Origin of the sequence: Rhizorhabdus dicambivorans, assembly GCF_002355275.1 — a bacterium.
Taxonomy (GTDB): Bacteria; Pseudomonadota; Alphaproteobacteria; order Sphingomonadales; family Sphingomonadaceae; genus Rhizorhabdus; species Rhizorhabdus dicambivorans.
Genome location: NZ_CP023449.1, coordinates 2128649 through 2145229 on the forward strand (window position 1 = coordinate 2128649; position 16581 = coordinate 2145229).

Annotated in this window: 11 protein-coding genes; 6 read left to right on the forward strand and 5 right to left on the reverse strand. The window is 60.9% G+C overall.

What is annotated here, in order from left to right:
* Positions 1–22 precede the first annotated feature (22 nt).
* Both CMV14_RS10115 and CMV14_RS10120 read left to right on the forward strand, forming a co-directional pair.
* On the forward strand, positions 23–826 hold the full coding sequence (locus CMV14_RS10115; RefSeq protein WP_083215910.1) for an enoyl-CoA hydratase-related protein: 804 nt from the start codon (positions 23–25) through the stop codon (positions 824–826).
* A gap of 204 nt (positions 827–1030) precedes the next feature.
* A complete protein-coding gene (locus CMV14_RS10120) occupies positions 1031–2359 on the forward strand; it encodes a TLP1 C-terminal extension domain-containing protein (RefSeq protein ID WP_238147248.1) in 1329 nt (442 codons plus the stop codon).
* 27 nt (positions 2360–2386) lie between these two features.
* Here the strand turns inward: CMV14_RS10120 and CMV14_RS10125 are convergent, their stop codons facing one another.
* From CMV14_RS10125 to CMV14_RS10135, 3 genes are all read right to left on the reverse strand, one after another.
* Positions 2387–3196: a coniferyl-alcohol dehydrogenase gene (locus CMV14_RS10125; RefSeq protein WP_083215911.1), complete on the reverse strand. Its 810-nt coding sequence runs from the start codon at positions 3194–3196 to the stop codon at positions 2387–2389.
* 62 nt (positions 3197–3258) lie between these two features.
* Positions 3259–4404: an NADH:flavin oxidoreductase gene (locus tag CMV14_RS10130; protein WP_066964839.1), complete on the reverse strand. Its 1146-nt coding sequence runs from the start codon at positions 4402–4404 to the stop codon at positions 3259–3261.
* A gap of 4 nt (positions 4405–4408) precedes the next feature.
* Complete coding sequence (locus CMV14_RS10135) at positions 4409–6058, reverse strand: tannase/feruloyl esterase family alpha/beta hydrolase (RefSeq protein WP_066964842.1); 1650 nt, start codon at positions 6056–6058, stop codon at positions 4409–4411.
* A gap of 849 nt (positions 6059–6907) precedes the next feature.
* Between CMV14_RS10135 and CMV14_RS10140 the strand changes: the two genes are divergently transcribed.
* Complete coding sequence (locus CMV14_RS10140; RefSeq protein ID WP_066964845.1) at positions 6908–9268, forward strand: TonB-dependent receptor; 2361 nt, start codon at positions 6908–6910, stop codon at positions 9266–9268.
* Between the two features lie 73 nt (positions 9269–9341).
* Positions 9342–10220 carry an SMP-30/gluconolactonase/LRE family protein gene (locus tag CMV14_RS10145; RefSeq protein WP_066964848.1) on the forward strand — a complete coding sequence of 293 codons (879 nt, stop codon included), beginning with the start codon at positions 9342–9344 and terminating at the stop codon, positions 10218–10220.
* Positions 10221–10833: 613 nt separating this feature from the next.
* Here CMV14_RS10145 and CMV14_RS10150 read toward each other — a convergent pair.
* Both CMV14_RS10150 and CMV14_RS10155 read right to left on the reverse strand, forming a co-directional pair.
* Positions 10834–13614, reverse strand: coding sequence for a TonB-dependent receptor plug domain-containing protein (locus CMV14_RS10150; RefSeq protein ID WP_083215912.1), 2781 nt, complete (start codon positions 13612–13614; stop codon positions 10834–10836).
* Between the two features lie 27 nt (positions 13615–13641).
* Complete coding sequence (locus CMV14_RS10155) at positions 13642–15339, reverse strand: carboxylesterase/lipase family protein (RefSeq protein WP_066964853.1); 1698 nt, start codon at positions 15337–15339, stop codon at positions 13642–13644.
* Positions 15340–15510: 171 nt separating this feature from the next.
* Between CMV14_RS10155 and CMV14_RS10160 the strand changes: the two genes are divergently transcribed.
* Positions 15511–16143 carry a TetR/AcrR family transcriptional regulator gene (locus CMV14_RS10160; protein ID WP_066964855.1) on the forward strand — a complete coding sequence of 211 codons (633 nt, stop codon included), beginning with the start codon at positions 15511–15513 and terminating at the stop codon, positions 16141–16143.
* Positions 16144–16356: 213 nt separating this feature from the next.
* Positions 16357–16563: a hypothetical protein gene (locus CMV14_RS10165; RefSeq protein ID WP_066964857.1), complete on the forward strand. Its 207-nt coding sequence runs from the start codon at positions 16357–16359 to the stop codon at positions 16561–16563.
* Positions 16564–16581 lie beyond the last annotated feature (18 nt).

Consider the following 16581-nt stretch of genomic DNA (forward strand, 5'->3'; position numbering starts at 1 on the left):
GTGTTGGGAAGGAAGCCGTGCAATGACCATGGGTGAGGGACCAGACGTTCTTGTCGACCGTATGGGGCATGTGATGATCGTGACGATCAATCGGCCCGAGGTGCGCAATTGTGTCAATCTGGCGGTCCACCTGGGCATTGGCGAGGCGCTGGAGGAGGCGGAGCGCGATCCCCATATCCGCGCATTGATCCTCACCGGCGCCGGCGACAAGGCCTTCTGCGCGGGCGCGGATCTGAAGGCGCTGGCACGCGGCGAACCGATTATCCCGCACGATCCGGCCAAGGCCGCATGGGGCTTCGCCGGCTATGTCAGACATCATATTTCCAAACCGACCATCGCCGCTGTGATTGGCAGCGCCTTTGGCGGCGGCACCGAACTCACATTGGCCAGCGATCTCGCCATCGCTGCGGACACCGCACAATTCGGCCTGCCGGAAGTGAAACGCGGCATTATCGCGGCGGCGGGCGGAGCCTTCCGCATGGTTCAGCAGCTGCCCCGCAAGATCGGGATGGAATTGCTGCTGACCGGCAATGCCATCAGCGCCGACCGCGCCCTGGTGCTGGGGCTTGTGAACGCGGTGGTACCGGCCCGTGCCGTTATGGACGAAGCCTTGAGGTTGGCGGACTGCGTGGCGGCCAACGCCCCGCTGGCCGTTCAGGCGACGAAGCGGACCGCACAAGGCATTCATGATGGCCGGATTGATAGCGAGCAGGCCTCCTGGGAAGCCAGCCGCCGCGAGGCCGCGCTCGTCTGGCTCTCCGAGGATGCGAAGGAAGGGCCCGTCGCCTTTGCGGAGAAGCGGGCGCCGGTCTGGCAAGGGCGATAGCTCGTACCAACTTGTCTTGCGAGGAACGGCGGCCATGAATGAGAGTCGAATTCCGGTTATCGTTGGTGTGGGTCAGATCAACGATCGTCCGGCCAATCCCCAGGATGGGCTAGATTCGGCGGGTCTCATGGCGGCCGCGTTGCGCGAGGCCGCGATGGATGGCGGCGGGGGGATTGGCTGGCACGGATCGACTCGCTTGCCGTAGTGAAACAGATATCCTGCCCGGAACTGGACCGGATCCCGCATACATTGGCCGAGACGCTCGGCGCCGCGCCGCGGCTGGCCTATCAAACGGCGACGCCGAGCGGCGACGGCCCCATCCTTCTGTTGAACGAGGCCGCCAACCGGATCGCCAGCGGGGAAATTCGCGTCGCGGCGGTCGCCGGCGGCGAAGCCCTGCGTTCGGCGGCCGCCCGTGCCGCCGGCTCCGCAGGTGGGGCGCGCCCGAACATCATGCGCCAGCGCGCGAGCCAGCACGCATACGGCTATCGCAGCCGCTATGGTTTGAGCGCCCCGGTGGACATATATCCGCTTTACGAAAACGCCCTGCGCGCGGCTTCCGGGCAGAGCCTGGCGGAGGCGCAGCAAGAAAGCGGACTGATCTTGTCAATCTTCTCGGAGGTCGCGGCGGAAACGTCGGGCGCGTGGATCAGATCGGCGCGTTCGCCTGACGAGATCGTCACCGCCGGACCAGATAACCGCCCGATCGCATTTCCCTACACCAAGCTGATGGTAGCCAACAGCTCGGTCAACCAAGGAGCAGCTTTCCTGGTGACGAGTCTGGCGACGGCGCTCGACGCCGGTATTCCGGAGGAGCAACTCGTCTATGTGGGCCGGGGTGCCGCTGCCCACGAGCCTGACGATATCCTGTTGCGCGATCGTTTCGACCGGACGACCGCCATGGAGATATCGTTGCGGGAGGCGATGAGGCGGAACGGCATAGATACAGGCGATCTGGATTTCGCCGAGCTCTACAGCTGCTTTCCCTGCGTTCCCAAAATGGCCCGCAGGATTCTCGGATGGCCGGCGGACAGGGCCGCGACGGTTTTCGGCGGACTGACCTTCGGCGGGGGGCCGATCGGCAACTACATGAGCCACGCCGTCGTCTGCATGGTGCGGAAGCTTCGCCAAGGCGGCCGGACGGGCCTGCTGTTCGCCAATGGGGGCTATGCGACGCATAATCATACGATCGTGATCGGCCGCAATCGGCCGCCGGACGGCTTTCTGCCGCATGATTTCGATGTCCAAGCCGAGGCTGACCGGGCACGCGGCGCCGTGCCGCCTTTGAATCCCGACTATGAAGGTCCGGCGGCGATCGAAACCTACACCATCGCCTATGATCGAAATGCCACGCCTACGGGGGGCGCGATCGTTGCTCGCACCCCCGGCGGCGAGCGTCTCCTAGCCAGGGTTTCCGCTGAACGCGCCGCGGACATCGCTTTCCTGACCGACGGACAGGTGGAGCCGGTGGGAAAGATGGGCTACGTGACCAAGGGGGCCGACGGCGACACGACCTGGTCTTTCATGCCCTGAGCGGCAATTCCCCCCCGGTGATCGCGGTCATTTGGTGAATGCCGCCCGGGGAGTCTCGCCGATGGTGAGGGCCGCAGTGTAGCCGCCGTCCGCGACCAGCGCATGGCCATTCACATAGCTGGCGACGTCGCTGTTCAGGAAAAGGAGCAGCCCGGCCTGTTCCGCAGGCGTCGATGGGCGGCCGCTTGGCTGCTGGATGGCATCCACGACATGCCCCCTCCCTTGCTTCTGCAACTCGTGCAGCATCGGTGTGGCGACCGAACCGGGGCACAGGCAGTTGAAGCGCAGACCACGCGCGGCATCGCGCGCAGCGCGCGTCATCGTCCAGACGATGCAGGCTTCCTTGGACAGGGCGTAGCCGGCGCCAACCGAATCCGGATGGGCGGCGGCCCACGCATCGGCTGCGGCATAGTCTTCGGTGTCGACCAGCGCTCGCACCGTATCGAGCCGGTTGTTCCAGTTCGCGCCCGCGATGGAGGCCACGGTCGCTATCCGCCCTCCGCGTTGCATCCTGGATATGACGGCTTCCGCGAAGCTCCGCATGCCGATGAAGTTAACCCGAACGACGTCCATCGGCGGGGCCACGCTCGAGAGACCCGCGCAATTGAACAGCAGATCGACCGACGGCGCGATGGTCCCGGCGGCTCGGGCGATCGCCAAGGGGTCTCGCAGATCCAGCTGGCTGAAGCGCATCGCGGGATCGCAATCGGCCGGCTGGCGCACGTCGAAGCCATGTACCTGCGCACCGAGGCTCACAAGCTGCACGCACAGCGCAGCTCCGATACCCGAAGCGCAGCCCGTGACCACGGCCCTCTGTCCAGAATAGCCCATGTTCATCCTCTCGATTGTCCAGTTGATCGGAGCCGACCCTGGTCATCCCCCGCGTTCGGACTGCCTTGTCAGCCCTCTGTCTTCAGCCACTCGCCAATCGCTGCATAGTGGTCCAGGCCCGCGACAGGCTCTCCGACGAAGCCGGGAAAGCTCCGCAGATAGTCGATAAAGGCCGGGCCGACGCCCTCCAGCTGCAGGGCCTCGACCGAGACGGGCAGGGGGGGAGAGGCGAAATCAGGATCGCGGCGGACCTGCTCGGGAAAATCGTGCCGCAGGATCGCTGCACGCCCGATGACTACGAAGTCGCAGCCTTTCTCGATGACATCGGCGGCAACCGACCCGCTCATGATCTTGCCGGCTGCCCCCAGCCGCACATTGCCGCGCGGAAGTTCGGTGAAGCAGCTTAACAGCGTGCGGCCCTCGAAGCCCGGTTCCGAGGGTTCCTTAGCGACGTCCCATGCGGAGAGCTCGAAATAGTCGATTTTCTCCTGCCGCAAAATCTCCGCGGTCAGCGATACGATCTCACCGAGCCGCAGGCCGAACCGTTCGCCTGACAGGCGCAGGCCAATCTGGAAATCAGCGCGGCAGGAAGCGCGAATTCCGTCGATGATCTCCATGACAATGCGCGCGCGATTCTCCACATTACCGCCGTATCGATCGGTTCGGCGATTGATCACGGGGGAAAGGAACTGCGTGATGATGTAGCCATGTGCCCCATGAATCTCGATACCGTCGAAGCCCGCCAGGTCTGCGCGCTTCGCCGCGGCGATGAAGTCGTTCCGCAGCGTTTCGACCTCACCGGTTGTCAGTGCCCGTGCGCCCGTCGCCGGATCGTCGGAGGGGCAGACCAGTTCCGAGACGAGATCGGCGACCGAACGGTTGCCGCCGTGGTGGAGCTGCAGCGCTGCCACGGCGCCGCTCGCCTTTAAGCCCGAGGCCAGGCGCGCAAGGCCTTCGATATGTTGATCGCCAAAGGCCCCGATCTGGCCCGGGAAGCCCTGACCGGTGGCCTGAACATGAGCGGCCGCAGTGAGCACCAGACCGAAGCCTCCGCGTGCCCGCAAGGTGAGCCAACGATATTCATCGTCGGACATCACGCCATCGGGAAAACTCTGCTGATTTGTCATGGGCGCAAGCGCGAACCGGTTTTTCATGGCGGGGCCGCGCGCCATTGCCAGCGGTTCGAACAGGCGGGAAAACGTCGTGCTCGTCATGCGTCTACTCCGTCGCGCAGACGAAGGACGCTGCCATGTCGGGATCGCCGGCACGATATTTCGGCCATGCCGGATAGCGGCACATCGGACGGGTGCGGCCGGGCTTTCCGATCATGTCCGTCATGACCAGGGAGTCGCGGGGATCGACGCCGCGCTCCACCCAGGCCTCGAGCGCTGCCGCCGCATCCCAGTCGGCAAGGAAGACGCTGCTCACACTGTGCCCGAAGCCGGGGATCATATAGAAGCGGAGAAACGCATCCACCTTCTGCTGCCCAAGCGTGGCAACCTGGTTTTCATAATAGCGCTCGGTGAGGCGCGGGCTGACCAGTAGATCGCTGTCGCCGTGAATCATCAAGACTTTGCCACCACGTTTGGCAAAGGCGCCGAGCTGGGTATCCAGTGCATCGAGAGCCGCCACGCGATTGAGGCGGGCAAGATATTTGCCGGGATTGCGCACGTCGAAGCTTGCCCAGTCCGACGTACCGTCGCCGACGATCGAGTATTTGACGTTGCTGTCCGCGAAGGCCGCCGCAATCGGCATGCGATCGCTGAGGGGCGAGGCCGGTGCGGCCAGGCCGAGGCCGAGCAGCGTATTCCAGGCCGCGACCGGCGATATGTCCGGTATGCCCAGATCGGAAGTCAGGCTGTTGATGCCGGGGAAGCTGTCTTCGCCGTTCGCCAACTTGACACCCAGCGGGAGCGGGGCATCTGCCCATTTGAGCAAAGCGATCTGTTTGTCCGTGAGGCAGGGAGCCGGCGCCGTTGCACCCATGGCGCAGCGGAGCGGCTGCCCGTCCACCTTCGCGGTGGCGGGGTCGAAGATGGCGCGACATGCCTTGAGGTTGCCGATCACCCCGTCTCGTAACCCGTCAAGGCCATCGCAGGTCTCGTTGGCGGCCTTCAGCAGCTGGACGCGGGCGGGGGGCGCGATCCATGCGTCACCGGACAGCGCCTGCATGAAAGCCAGCCTAGCCATCGATGCCACGGCAACATTGCGGGCGGGATACATGGAGACGACACCGTCCCAGTCGGCGGGCCAGCGCGATGCTACCGTCAGCGCCTCGCGTCCGCCCGTCGAGCGGCCGATGAAATAGGCCCGTTCGGGCTTCCGTCCATATGCGGAGCGGATGATGCGCATGGATACGTCACGCGTTTTCTTCAGAGCGTCGCCGAACCAGTTTCGATATGCTTCATCATTAAGTGCGAAGGAGCCGTCGAGCGGGCTGCCCTGGTGGCCACTGTCGCTGCCGAAAACGGCATATCCACGCGAAAAGGGTGACGGCACCTTGGTAATCAGGCGCGGATCATTCGTGGTCAGAACGGGAATGACGCCATTCTGCCCTCCGCCGCCAAGCATCATCGCTTTGCCGTTCCACGCTCCCGGCAGCGCGACTTGGAACTGGATATCCGGTGCTTTGGGATCCACGGCCCGCACCCGACCCGACACAATGCATGCGCTGCCGGCCTTTTCATCGATCACGGCATCGACAACCTCAGCACCTTGAGTCGGCAGGCCGATCTTAGCGGCAGATATCTGAAGCCCTTTTAGCGCCGCGCAGCGGTCCGCGGTGAAGGGTTGCGCGACCGAGCGAGAGGGCGCTGCGCCGACCGAAAAGGCGGCTAAGCAAGCGAAGGCAAGGGGCATAAGGCGCATCGATAAGCCTTTCGTGATTATTTTGGCTGATTGTCACTTCATGATTGGACCGGCGCGTCGCTCGATGGGGAATATCCTCTCCAAGGATATCGATGCAAAGGCCGGATCGATTTAAGCCCATGGACATATCGATGCTGACCCGCGGTAAGTATCAATATGCCGACCGGTAGGTTCTGGCTCATATTTGACGCTGGTGCAACTCTTCACTTTGGCAAGCGTCGATAAATGAATACCGTCGGCTGTCATCCCTGTTAGCGCTGCTGAGGGGCGATGATAGAGGAGATGTTGGCGGTTGTCAGTGAGCGCATCTCGGGACAAGGAATGGTTCAGTGGCAGGGTTTCCAAAAACCGTCGGAGGGCAGAATTTGGAAAAATAATGCTTATAAAGCCGCGGGATATGCCTGGTAGAGGTATGGCATTCGGATGCTTTCCCTCGGGGTCATGCAGCGCAACTCTCCTCTGGCGGGCGAGAGGGATTTCGTTTCATGGTCGGCGAATCGCATGGGCCATGTCGGAATCGGGGGCTCGCCTTGACGGAGCGCATCAATGTAGCTACTTACCGACCGGTAGATTCGAGCGGCCGGGCTTTGCCTGAGATCGATCGACACTTTGATGCATCCGTCGGCGTGCATCATAGCGGGAGTGGGAGATGCTCGGAGTGATCCCCCGTATGGACGTTCGGACAAGGGCGCGATCGTACCGAAATCTATATGGGTAGACAGAAATCGCATATCATCGAATGAGGTTTCATCTAAAAAATTCGCCGATAAGGCGAATAATAATATAAAATCCAAATAAACCTGAATCTCAGCATAATAGGCTAAATTTAAATACCACGGGGAGGGTGTCATGAAATCATCGAGTATAAGGGCAAGGCTACTGGCCACCGGTGCTAGCTCGGCCTTACTGTTCACGCTTGGCGCCGAGCAAGTCCAGGCTGCCGACGCTTCGCCTGCGCCGGAAACCGCCTCTGCCGAAATCGCCGAGATCGTGGTCACCGCCACGCGCCGCCAGCAGGCGCTGAAGGATGTGCCTCTTTCAGTGCAGGCGGTGTCCCCGGAAGCGCTCAGGCGCAAAACAATTCAGGACACGCAGGATCTTTCCACGCTTTCGCCGACGCTGAACTTTTCGACGGGTAATAGTGCCAATGCCCAGGGGCTGGCCCTTCGTGGTGTGAGCTCGGTGGCGATCCAGAACGGTATCCAGCCGAGCGTGGCGATTGTCATCGATGGCGTGGCGATCGCCCGCCAGTCAGAATTCATCATCGATCTTGGTGACATCGAGCGGATTGAGATACTGAACGGCCCGCAGGGTACGCTATTCGGCAAGAATTCCACTGCCGGTGTGCTCAACATCGTCACCCAGCAGCCCACGAGCAAGGTCGAGGCGATGGCAGAAGCGATCGTCACGAACGACGAGGAGTATAGCATTCGCACGATGATAAACCTGCCGATCACGGATCGGTTGAGGTTGCGTGCCACGGGTTTCTACCGCGATCAGAATCCGTTGATCAAGAATTTCACAGGCCCTGATGTCCTTGGCCTGGAAGCCTATGGGGCCAACCTCAAGCTGGCCTATGATATTTCAGACGCCGCCACCTATACGATCGCCGGAACATACTCCCATACGAATAGCAGCCGCGGACAGCTTATACAGGTGGGCGGAAATGTGTTCGGGGCCCTCTACACCAGTCTTATCTCGCCAGCGCCGATCGGTCGGGGCACTGACGTGATCAATACGGATAGTCCTGCCAAGGATGTCTATCAGTCGCGGAGCGTTTCGGGAACCTTGAACTGGACACTCAATGATCACTTGGATCTGGTGGCGATCACCGCCTATACCAAATATAAAGAGGACAGCATCATCGATCTTGATGTGTCCCCGCAGAGTTTCAAGATTGGGAAAGGTTTCAATCTACCCGGCGTTTTCTACCCCCTGACGACTGTCGACTATGGAATAAAGGATCGGTTTCCGGATCGATTCCATTATGTGTCTCAGGAAATAAGACTGAACTTCCACAGTGATCGTTGGAATACGATCGTCGGCGGATATTTCCAAGACTATCATGACCGGTATCAGCTCAAGCTCGCGACGGTACTCGACAGCAGTTTATTGGGAATGGCGCCGGGTACGTATTTCTTCAGTCTCAATCTGCCCAGGGCGAAGATCAGTGACCGAACAGTATCGATCTTCGGCGATACGACGTTCGAGGTTACGGACAAGTTCAAATTGTTCGGCGGGCTTCGCTACACCAACGAGAAGGTCGACGTCACATATCACCGCGACGTGTTCGCGGGGCCGCTGTCGGCGCTCAATCCGATAACCGGTGTTTACGCCTTGCCGCCGCAGACGGTCGATAATCAGGATTCGGACACCATCAACAACCTGTCCGGCCGGATCGGGATCCAGTATCAGCCGGATCGTGCGCTGAATCTCTACGCATCCTATGCTCGCGGCTACAAGGGGCCAGCGGTCGATGTCGGTCAGACCTCGCCGGTTTCCGGCAGGGCGATCCTCAAGCCCGAAATCGCGGATGCCTTTGAACTGGGCGCAAAGCTGCGGGTGCGCCGGCTGTCTCTCAACGTGGCGCTTTTCCATCAAACTATCCACGACATCCAGATCAGCACGGCCCGCACCGGCGGTGTGAATCTCAACCCCGTTCTGATCAATGGCGGCAAACTGCGCACCAAGGGTGTGGAGGCGGAAGGCGAGCTCGCAGTGGACTCCCATCTTCGGCTATCGGCCGGAGTTGCCTATAACGATGCCACCTATGGCAGTTTTCCCTATGTCTGCAATCCGGCCCAGACCGCGACGGGAACCTGCCCCAACTACATCCAGGCAGGCTTCCAGAACATCAAGGGTCATCGGGCCCTGGTTTCGCCCGAATGGAAGTATAATCTCGGGATGGATTACAGTGGCGAGTTCCGTTCCGGCCTTTCCTATTACCTTCGGACGGATTGGGTCTGGTCGAGCAAGATACAATATAGCCTGGACAACAATCCACTGACCCAGGAACGTAGCCATGGTATGCTGAATGCCAGCGTCGGCCTCAGGAGCGATCATTGGGAAGTGCAGATCTTCGCCAAGAATCTGACCAATGATTTTTATTATTCGAACCTGAACTCATTGTCCGTGATTGGAGCGCCGCTGGGCTACATCCCGCGTGATTACAAGCGCTATGGCGGTGCCAAGCTGACTCTCCGTTACTGACGGCCTACCCTTCGGATCGGGGGCCCGACCTGTCCGGGCCCCTTTTCGATGGCGGTGACAAAGGAGCGAGGCGATGCCACGCGTGACGCGGATACTGGCCGAGGATTTCTATTACGGCGAGGGGCCGCGCTGGCACGAGGGCCGACTGTGGTTCAGCGACTTTTATGCTCGCGCGGTGAAATCGGTTTCACTCGCCGGAGATCTTCGCGTGGAGTTCGAGATCGACGATCAGCCTTCCGGCCTCGGTTGGATGCCGGACGGCTCGTTGCTGGTCGTCTCCATGACCAAGCGCCAGCTTTTGCGGCGGAAGCCGGATGGAACGATCTCGGTCCATGCCGACCTAGGTCGGATCGCTACGTTCCACTGTAATGACATGGTCGTGGATTCCGCCGGTGGGGCCTATGTGGGGAATTTCGGCTTCAACATGGATGAAGAGATCGCGATCCGTGGGGCTCCCGACGTCATTGCCAGACATGTCACCGCGAATATCGCCTATGTCTCGCCGGATGGACAGATGCAGGTTGCCGCTGACGGCATGGATTTCCCCAACGGCTCCATAATCACGCCCGATGGCCGGACGTTGATCGTCAGCGAAAGCCTGGGCAGCCGGTTGTCCGCTTTCGATATCGGCCCGCATGGAGTGCTTTCGAAGCGCCGGGTCTGGGCCCCGACGCCGGGCCGCATTCCTGATGGCGTGTGCCTTGATGCCGAGGGAGCGGTGTGGTTCGCGGCCGGCATTGCTCCCGAATGCGTACGGATCGCCGAAGGTGGCGAGGTGCTCGAGATTGTCGAGACGGGGCTGCCCTGTTTCGCCTGCATGCTCGGCGGTCCCGATGGAAAGACGCTTTTCATGCTGACCGCAGAATCGGCCGATCAGGAGATCGCGGCCCGCGCGCGAACCGGCAAGTTGGTCATCGCGGAGGTCGATTCCGGAAGGGCCGGCCTACCTTAGAGCATTACACGATCCGATGCGTCGGATCGGCCGCTATAGGTCATTGTCCTGCCGCGATTTCCGGTCGGGAGATGCCCCTATCTGCCTAGAAATCGTTCCGGGATCGGCGTTCCCACACCACTCAAAATCGCTGATGCAAACGCACTGCGCCGATGTTCGGGATCGGTAGCGGGGGGCGTTCTGATGGTGTCAGATCGGCCTTCTCCGGTTTCGGGATATGCGGGGAGGGCCTGCACCATAGGTATGTGGCGCGCTTCCCATTGGACATCGGCTATCCCGCTCTGTTCGAGAACGTCGAGATAACAGACTTCGCCCATGCGCTTGCGGGCGGAAATCGCGATGCTGTTGGGGGGGGCATCTTCCCATCGTCATGTCAGCAACGGATTGAGAAGAGCGAAGTTTCGGACGTCCCCTTCAGGAAGATCCCGATTGTTCGCGGCGCAAACCGGCCACACGGATTCCCCGCACGGCCAGAAAAGTTAGACGGGATCCGATTTGGATTGAACCGGACCCCGTCCATTTTTCCTTTGTTTACCGTGATTTTCAAGGCGTCAGGTGATCCCACCCGACTTGAAATCACTCTAGTAGGCGGAAAGGAATCCTACCCTGCCGATCAGAACTGGAAACGGGCACCGGCCAGGAATCGGCGTCCGACGCGGTCATAATTGTTGCCGACGATAGGGAACTCATTTGGTGGGCTCTGATCGAATATATTGTCCACCTTGAAATAATATACGATCTTTCCGTTGCCCACCTTCTGGGTGTAATCCGCCTGCAGATTGAAATAATTTATACTGCCTACGCGATTGTCATTGATATCAATACCTTCCTTGTACTGATTATCATAAGATCCGCTACCTATATACACCCAATTGGTCATGATACCGACTGGGCCTATGTTGTAATTGACGGTTACATCGGCGCTCCACTTGGGTTGGCCGTTCAGCAGGCTTCCGGCTTGGTTGATCGATGTCACGCCATCCGACGTCTGGAATTTGCTGACATAATTGGCCAGGCCGCGCACGGCCATGCGGCCGGCCCCGAGATCAAACGCATAGCTCGCGTCGAAGTCGATCCCCTTGACGTCGACACGCCGCAGGTTGAGCACCTGGTTGGTGATGGCGGTGATGGTCCCGGCTGCGTTCCTGGTTACGAGAGTACACAGATCGGCGTTGCCGGCCTGGCAGCGGTTAAGGATATCCTGGTTCGACAGGGTGCCGACCGCTTCCTTGATCTTGATATTGAAGAAATCGACGGACAGTCCGAAGCCCCGCAACCAGGAGGGGCGGTAGACGAAGCCCCATGCCAGCGTATCGGCGATCTCGGGCTGCAGATTCGTATTGCCGACCGTGAAGTTCTGCGCGGCGACCGACGTGTTGGTGCGCGGGTCGATCACGGTCACCGTCGTCTGCAGGGCCGAGTTGTAAAGTTCCAGAATATTGGGTGCCCGGATATCGCGTGAGCGGGTGAGGCGGAGCCGCAGATCGGCGATCGGATTATAGTTCACGCCGGCCTTCCAGGTAGTGACCGTGCCGCTATTGCTATAGTCGGTCACGCGCGCCGCGCCGCTGACATCGAGATTGTTGAGCAGCGGTACATCCTTCACGATCGGCACCACCACTTCGCCGAACACTTCCTTGGCGGACAGGGCGCCGCGCAAGGGCTGCTGGTTGGCCCCGACAAAGGCGCGTGCCGCCGAAAGGGCATCGACGACCTGTCTGGCGCTGTTCTTGCGATATTCCGCGCCAAGGGCGATGGACACCGGCCCCGCGGGCAGGGTGATCGGCTCCCCGTTGAGGTTCACCGCCGCCGCATGTTCCCGGATCCACAGGGTCGATTCGGAAGCGCCGATATAATAAGCCAGTTCCTGCTGGGAGCGGCCCGACGAGATGAAGGGGTTCAGGGGAACGCAGCCATTGTTGGGATTGGTAAGCGTCGAGCGGCAGACGATCGCGCCGCTTGGCGATACCACCGCATCTACGGCCTCGCGGAAACGGCTGACGATTGGGATCGTGTCGAAGACGAAATCGCTGCGGTTCTTGCCATATTCAAAATAGCCGCGAAGCTTCCAGCGGTCGCCCAGATCGGCATCCAGGCCGGCGGTATAGCGCTGTGTCCGGTTGTGGCGGGTGACATGCGAGAAACCGTCGCCGTTGTTGAAGTCCAGGAAGCTGCGCTGGAACGTGAACGCGGTCTGGCCCGCCGCGACAAGCTGATTGCGCAGCGTTGCCGGTACGAACGGATTGGTTGTGGGGATGGTCAGCGCCCCCAGCACGGTCGTCGTCGCCAGGGTGGAGGTGAACTCGGTCTTGCTCGATCCATACAGCGCGTCGGCATGCAGGGTAATGTTGTCCGATGGGGTGAAATCGAAGCGGATATAGCCGGTTCCCCGATCCTGCTTCGGTGTCATCACGGTATAGTAGGTGCTGTAGATACGCCCGTCGCGCGGGCCGTCGCAAAGCTCGTTGCTGGCGGTCAATGTGGTGGTCGAGCGACAATAGGCGAATGGCGTCGCACTCACCGTACCGTCGGGATTGAAGGTCGTTCCACGCAAGGGCGGATTCACGATTACGCCCGCATAGGGAGCATTGCCGTAGACAAAGGGCGAGAGCGTCAGACGGGGCAGGCCGTTGGTGGGGGTGTAGCCAGGCGTGGCTATTAGCGTGGTATCGCCACGATTTTCCGACCAGGGACGCGACCGGGCCGGGACGCCTTCATGGTGGTAATATTCGCCCCCGATAATGACATGCAGCCGATCGCCGAGATTCCGCCCATAGGCTGCGCTCATGGTGAAGTTCTGGCCATCGCCGCGTTCCGCTATGCCGCCCGCTATATTCGCCTTCAGGCCGCTGAACTGGTGGTCGAGCACGAAGTTCACCACGCCCGCGACCGCGTCCGAACCCCATGATGCCGAAGCGCCGCCGGTCACGATATCGACTCGCTTGATCAGGAAGCTTGGCAGCATCGCAAGATCGACGGTCGCCTGGCTGGTGGAAGGAACGAACCTCTGGCCATCGACCAGCACGAGCGTGCGGTTGGCGCCAAGACCACGCATGTTCACAAAGCTCTGGCCGTTCGAACCGGTCGCACCCTGCGCGGTTGATCCCGGCGTAGCGGATTGCTTGAAGCCGGGTAACGTCGCAAGAGCATCGACGATGGTCAGCGGCGCACGTTTTTCGAGCATTTCGGTGCCGATGACCGTGGTCGGCGTAGGGGCGTCATAGCCGTCCCGGACGACACGGGTGCCGGAAACCACGATTTCATTGCCCTCGGCTTCCCGGTCCGCAGACTTTTGGGCGTGGGCGGTGCCCGACAGTGCCGCGATCGAAGCGCCGACCATGATCATCGAGCGGAAGCGTCGCTCGCCCACCATGGTACGAAAAAGACAGTGCATTCTTTCCTCCCTAATTATCTGAGTGGCTTATTGACGGACCGGCCCGGTCCGTGTCGGTCTGAGGGCCGGATATTTGGCGAGAACCGCAATTTCCTCACTATTGAGGTTCCTCACGACTTTTGATCTGGCATCGAACAGCATCGCCGCCCTGTCGTGCTCGGTGTAGGGTGGCCACGTCGGTATGGCCGGATTGTTGGGATTGCCCGTGCGCGCAAAGGAGAGCCAGGTGGGGCTCATCTGGTCAGCAACTAACTGCGCGTCGGAACCCTTACCGTAGAAGCTTTCCGAGACGTCGACGTTGTTCCAGACCAGGCCATGTTCGATGGAATGCGACGCCCGCCACTTGCCGCCGTCGACCGGCGTTTGCCACATGATCTCGTAGAGATATACTGGCGCGCTTCGCTGGCGTGCTTTCAATGCCACCTGATTCGCGGCTGCCCGGCCGAACTGCTGGAGCGAGGTTATCAGAAAGAACAGATCGCTCGGCGTCGCCTTGGGGCGGTGGCGGCGGAACACCCGTAGCACCGGTTCCACCGCTTCCGGCGGCATATAATCGGCGAGCTTCGTGCGCAGGCCGGCTTCATCCAAGTTGAATATGCTCTGATCGGCGCCCGAGCCTGCGCCGATCAATTGGGTGGTTTCCGTCGCTGCGGTGCCGACCATCAGCGGAATGTCCGCCGAGACCGCCGGGGCGTCGGGTTTCCATGGATGCCGCGGCAGGGTGCGGCCGTCGATGACCGGGCCGAAAAGCACAGCCATGCCGCTCTTCTCCATGGCCTTCACCATCGTCATCCAGGGAATCTCCTGGAGTCGTCCGACATCCTTGGGCGCGATGTCCATGAAACCCAGCAGGCGGTTTGCGCGCTCGGCCGCCTCCTCGGGTGTCTGGCCGGTCAGCATCGGGCCGCTCTGGACGATCGCCTTGTGGAACAGGCCCCGGGCGGCGGGGGCGGCCAGCAGCATGTTGACCTTGCCGCCGCCGCCCGACTGGCCGAAGATCGTGACGTTCCCGGGATCGCCGCCGAACTCCGCAATATTGTCGCGCACCCAGATCAGGGACTGGATGGTATCCAGCGTTCCCGCATTGCCGCTGTCCGCGAATCGGGAATCCAGATGACCCAGATACATGTAGCCGAACGCATTCAGACGGTGGTTGATCGTGACGATCACCGTATCGCCGTTGCGCGAGAGATTGGCTCCGTTGAACACGGTCCGCGATGCGGAATAGTTCGAATAGGCGCCGCCGTGGAAATAGACCATCACTGGCCGCTTCACTCCGTCGCGCAGGCCTGGGGTCCAAATGTTGAGGACCAGGCAGTTCTCGCTCATCGGTGTGGTCGAAACCCAACTGTCCCAGGAGCGGAACAGGCCGCGGTCGTCGATAGGAGTCTGGGCTGCCGAGTCGCCGAACGAACTTGCCTTCCGGACGCCCAGCCAGGGCTCGGCGGGGCGAGGGGGGAGGAAGCGGGCGGGTCCACCTGTGGAGGCTCCGTAAGGGATGCCTTTGAAGCACATAATACCCCTGTCCACGAACCCCCGGACCTTGCCCGCGGTGGTGGTGGCTAAGGGCGCGGCGCCCTGCATTTCCGCTGCCAGCGCCATTCCGTCCTCGGAAATATGGGGCAATGCGTCGCCAGACAGGATCGCCGCCGCGCCGAGGCCGCCGGCCTTGAAGAAGCCGCGTCGGTCTGTCGTCCCGGTCGTGGTCGCTCCGTTGCCCACCATGCTCTCTCCCTGCCTCGGTGGCGTCGATGCGGCCCGAGTACGGCACATGTTCTATCAGACCTACCAGTAGGTAGCAATTGGCTTGTTCTCAAGTACTCCATCTAGTCGTGGCGCTTGGCCGGACAAGGCATTAGAGTTTGACGGGATTGGACTGTCCTGACGGAGGAAAAAATGAAGAAGCTCGACAAGGGCGCGGCGGCAAAGGAACGAGAAGGGGCGAAGCCCGCACGCGGTCCCGGCTTCGAAGCCAAGCGTATGGAAATCCTGCGCGGGGCGGCGATCCTGTTTGCCGAGAATGGGTACCACGAAACATCGGTGAACATGCTTTCGGAGAAGCTCGGTGTCTCCAAGCCGGTGTTATATTATTACGCCGAGAACAAGGACGATATCCTGGTACAGATCGGGCAGATATCGCTTGATATGCTTCGCGCGGCGATGAGTCGTGCACAAAAAGCCCAGTTGAGCGGGGTGGGAAAGCTGAGGCATTTCTTCACCGCCTATACCGAGATCATGTGCAGTGATTTCGGGCGCTGTTTCGCGTTCGTTGACCAGAAGGTAGTAAGCGCGGAAGCCCGCGCCGAAAACTCGGCGGGGCGGCGGGTTATCGAGGCTGCGATCCGCGAAATTATCGTGGAAGGCCAATCTGATCATTCGATCGCCCAGTGCAGCCCTGAATTCGCAAGTCGCGCGTTGTTCGGCGCGTTCAATGCCATTCCCCGGTGGTTCAAGGAGGGGGGCGAGTTCGATGCCCGCGAGGTGGCGGAAGTTTATATCGATCTCTTCGTGACGGGGCTCGGCCGATAGGATTCCGCTCCCTCTCGGCCTCTTTGGATGCACTGGGACAGCCTTGACTCGCTGTGACGAAGGTACTACTTACCGCTCGGTATAGATTGTGTCGGGACAAGCTCGAGCTGGCGCCGCGCAACTCCATGATGATGGGGAGGTCGAAATCGTGTCCGAAGCCTGGGTCTGCGGCGTCAGTGCGCGAGGGACGGCTATGGCTGTCCGGCATATCTGATGGCGCTCAGTATTCAGCGCCGCTTCGTTACGCCCGAGCCGGACGAGACGATCGAGGAATTGGCCCGCCGCGCATTGCCTGAGCAAAGCCTTGAAGAGGCTGTTGACCATATCAAGAGCTGGAATCTGCATATCTTCGCGATGCGCAAGCCGGCTGGTCTGTTGTTGGGGTCGGACGTGGTGTTTGTTGAGCCCCCGCTTGGCTAGATGGATCAGGCAATAATT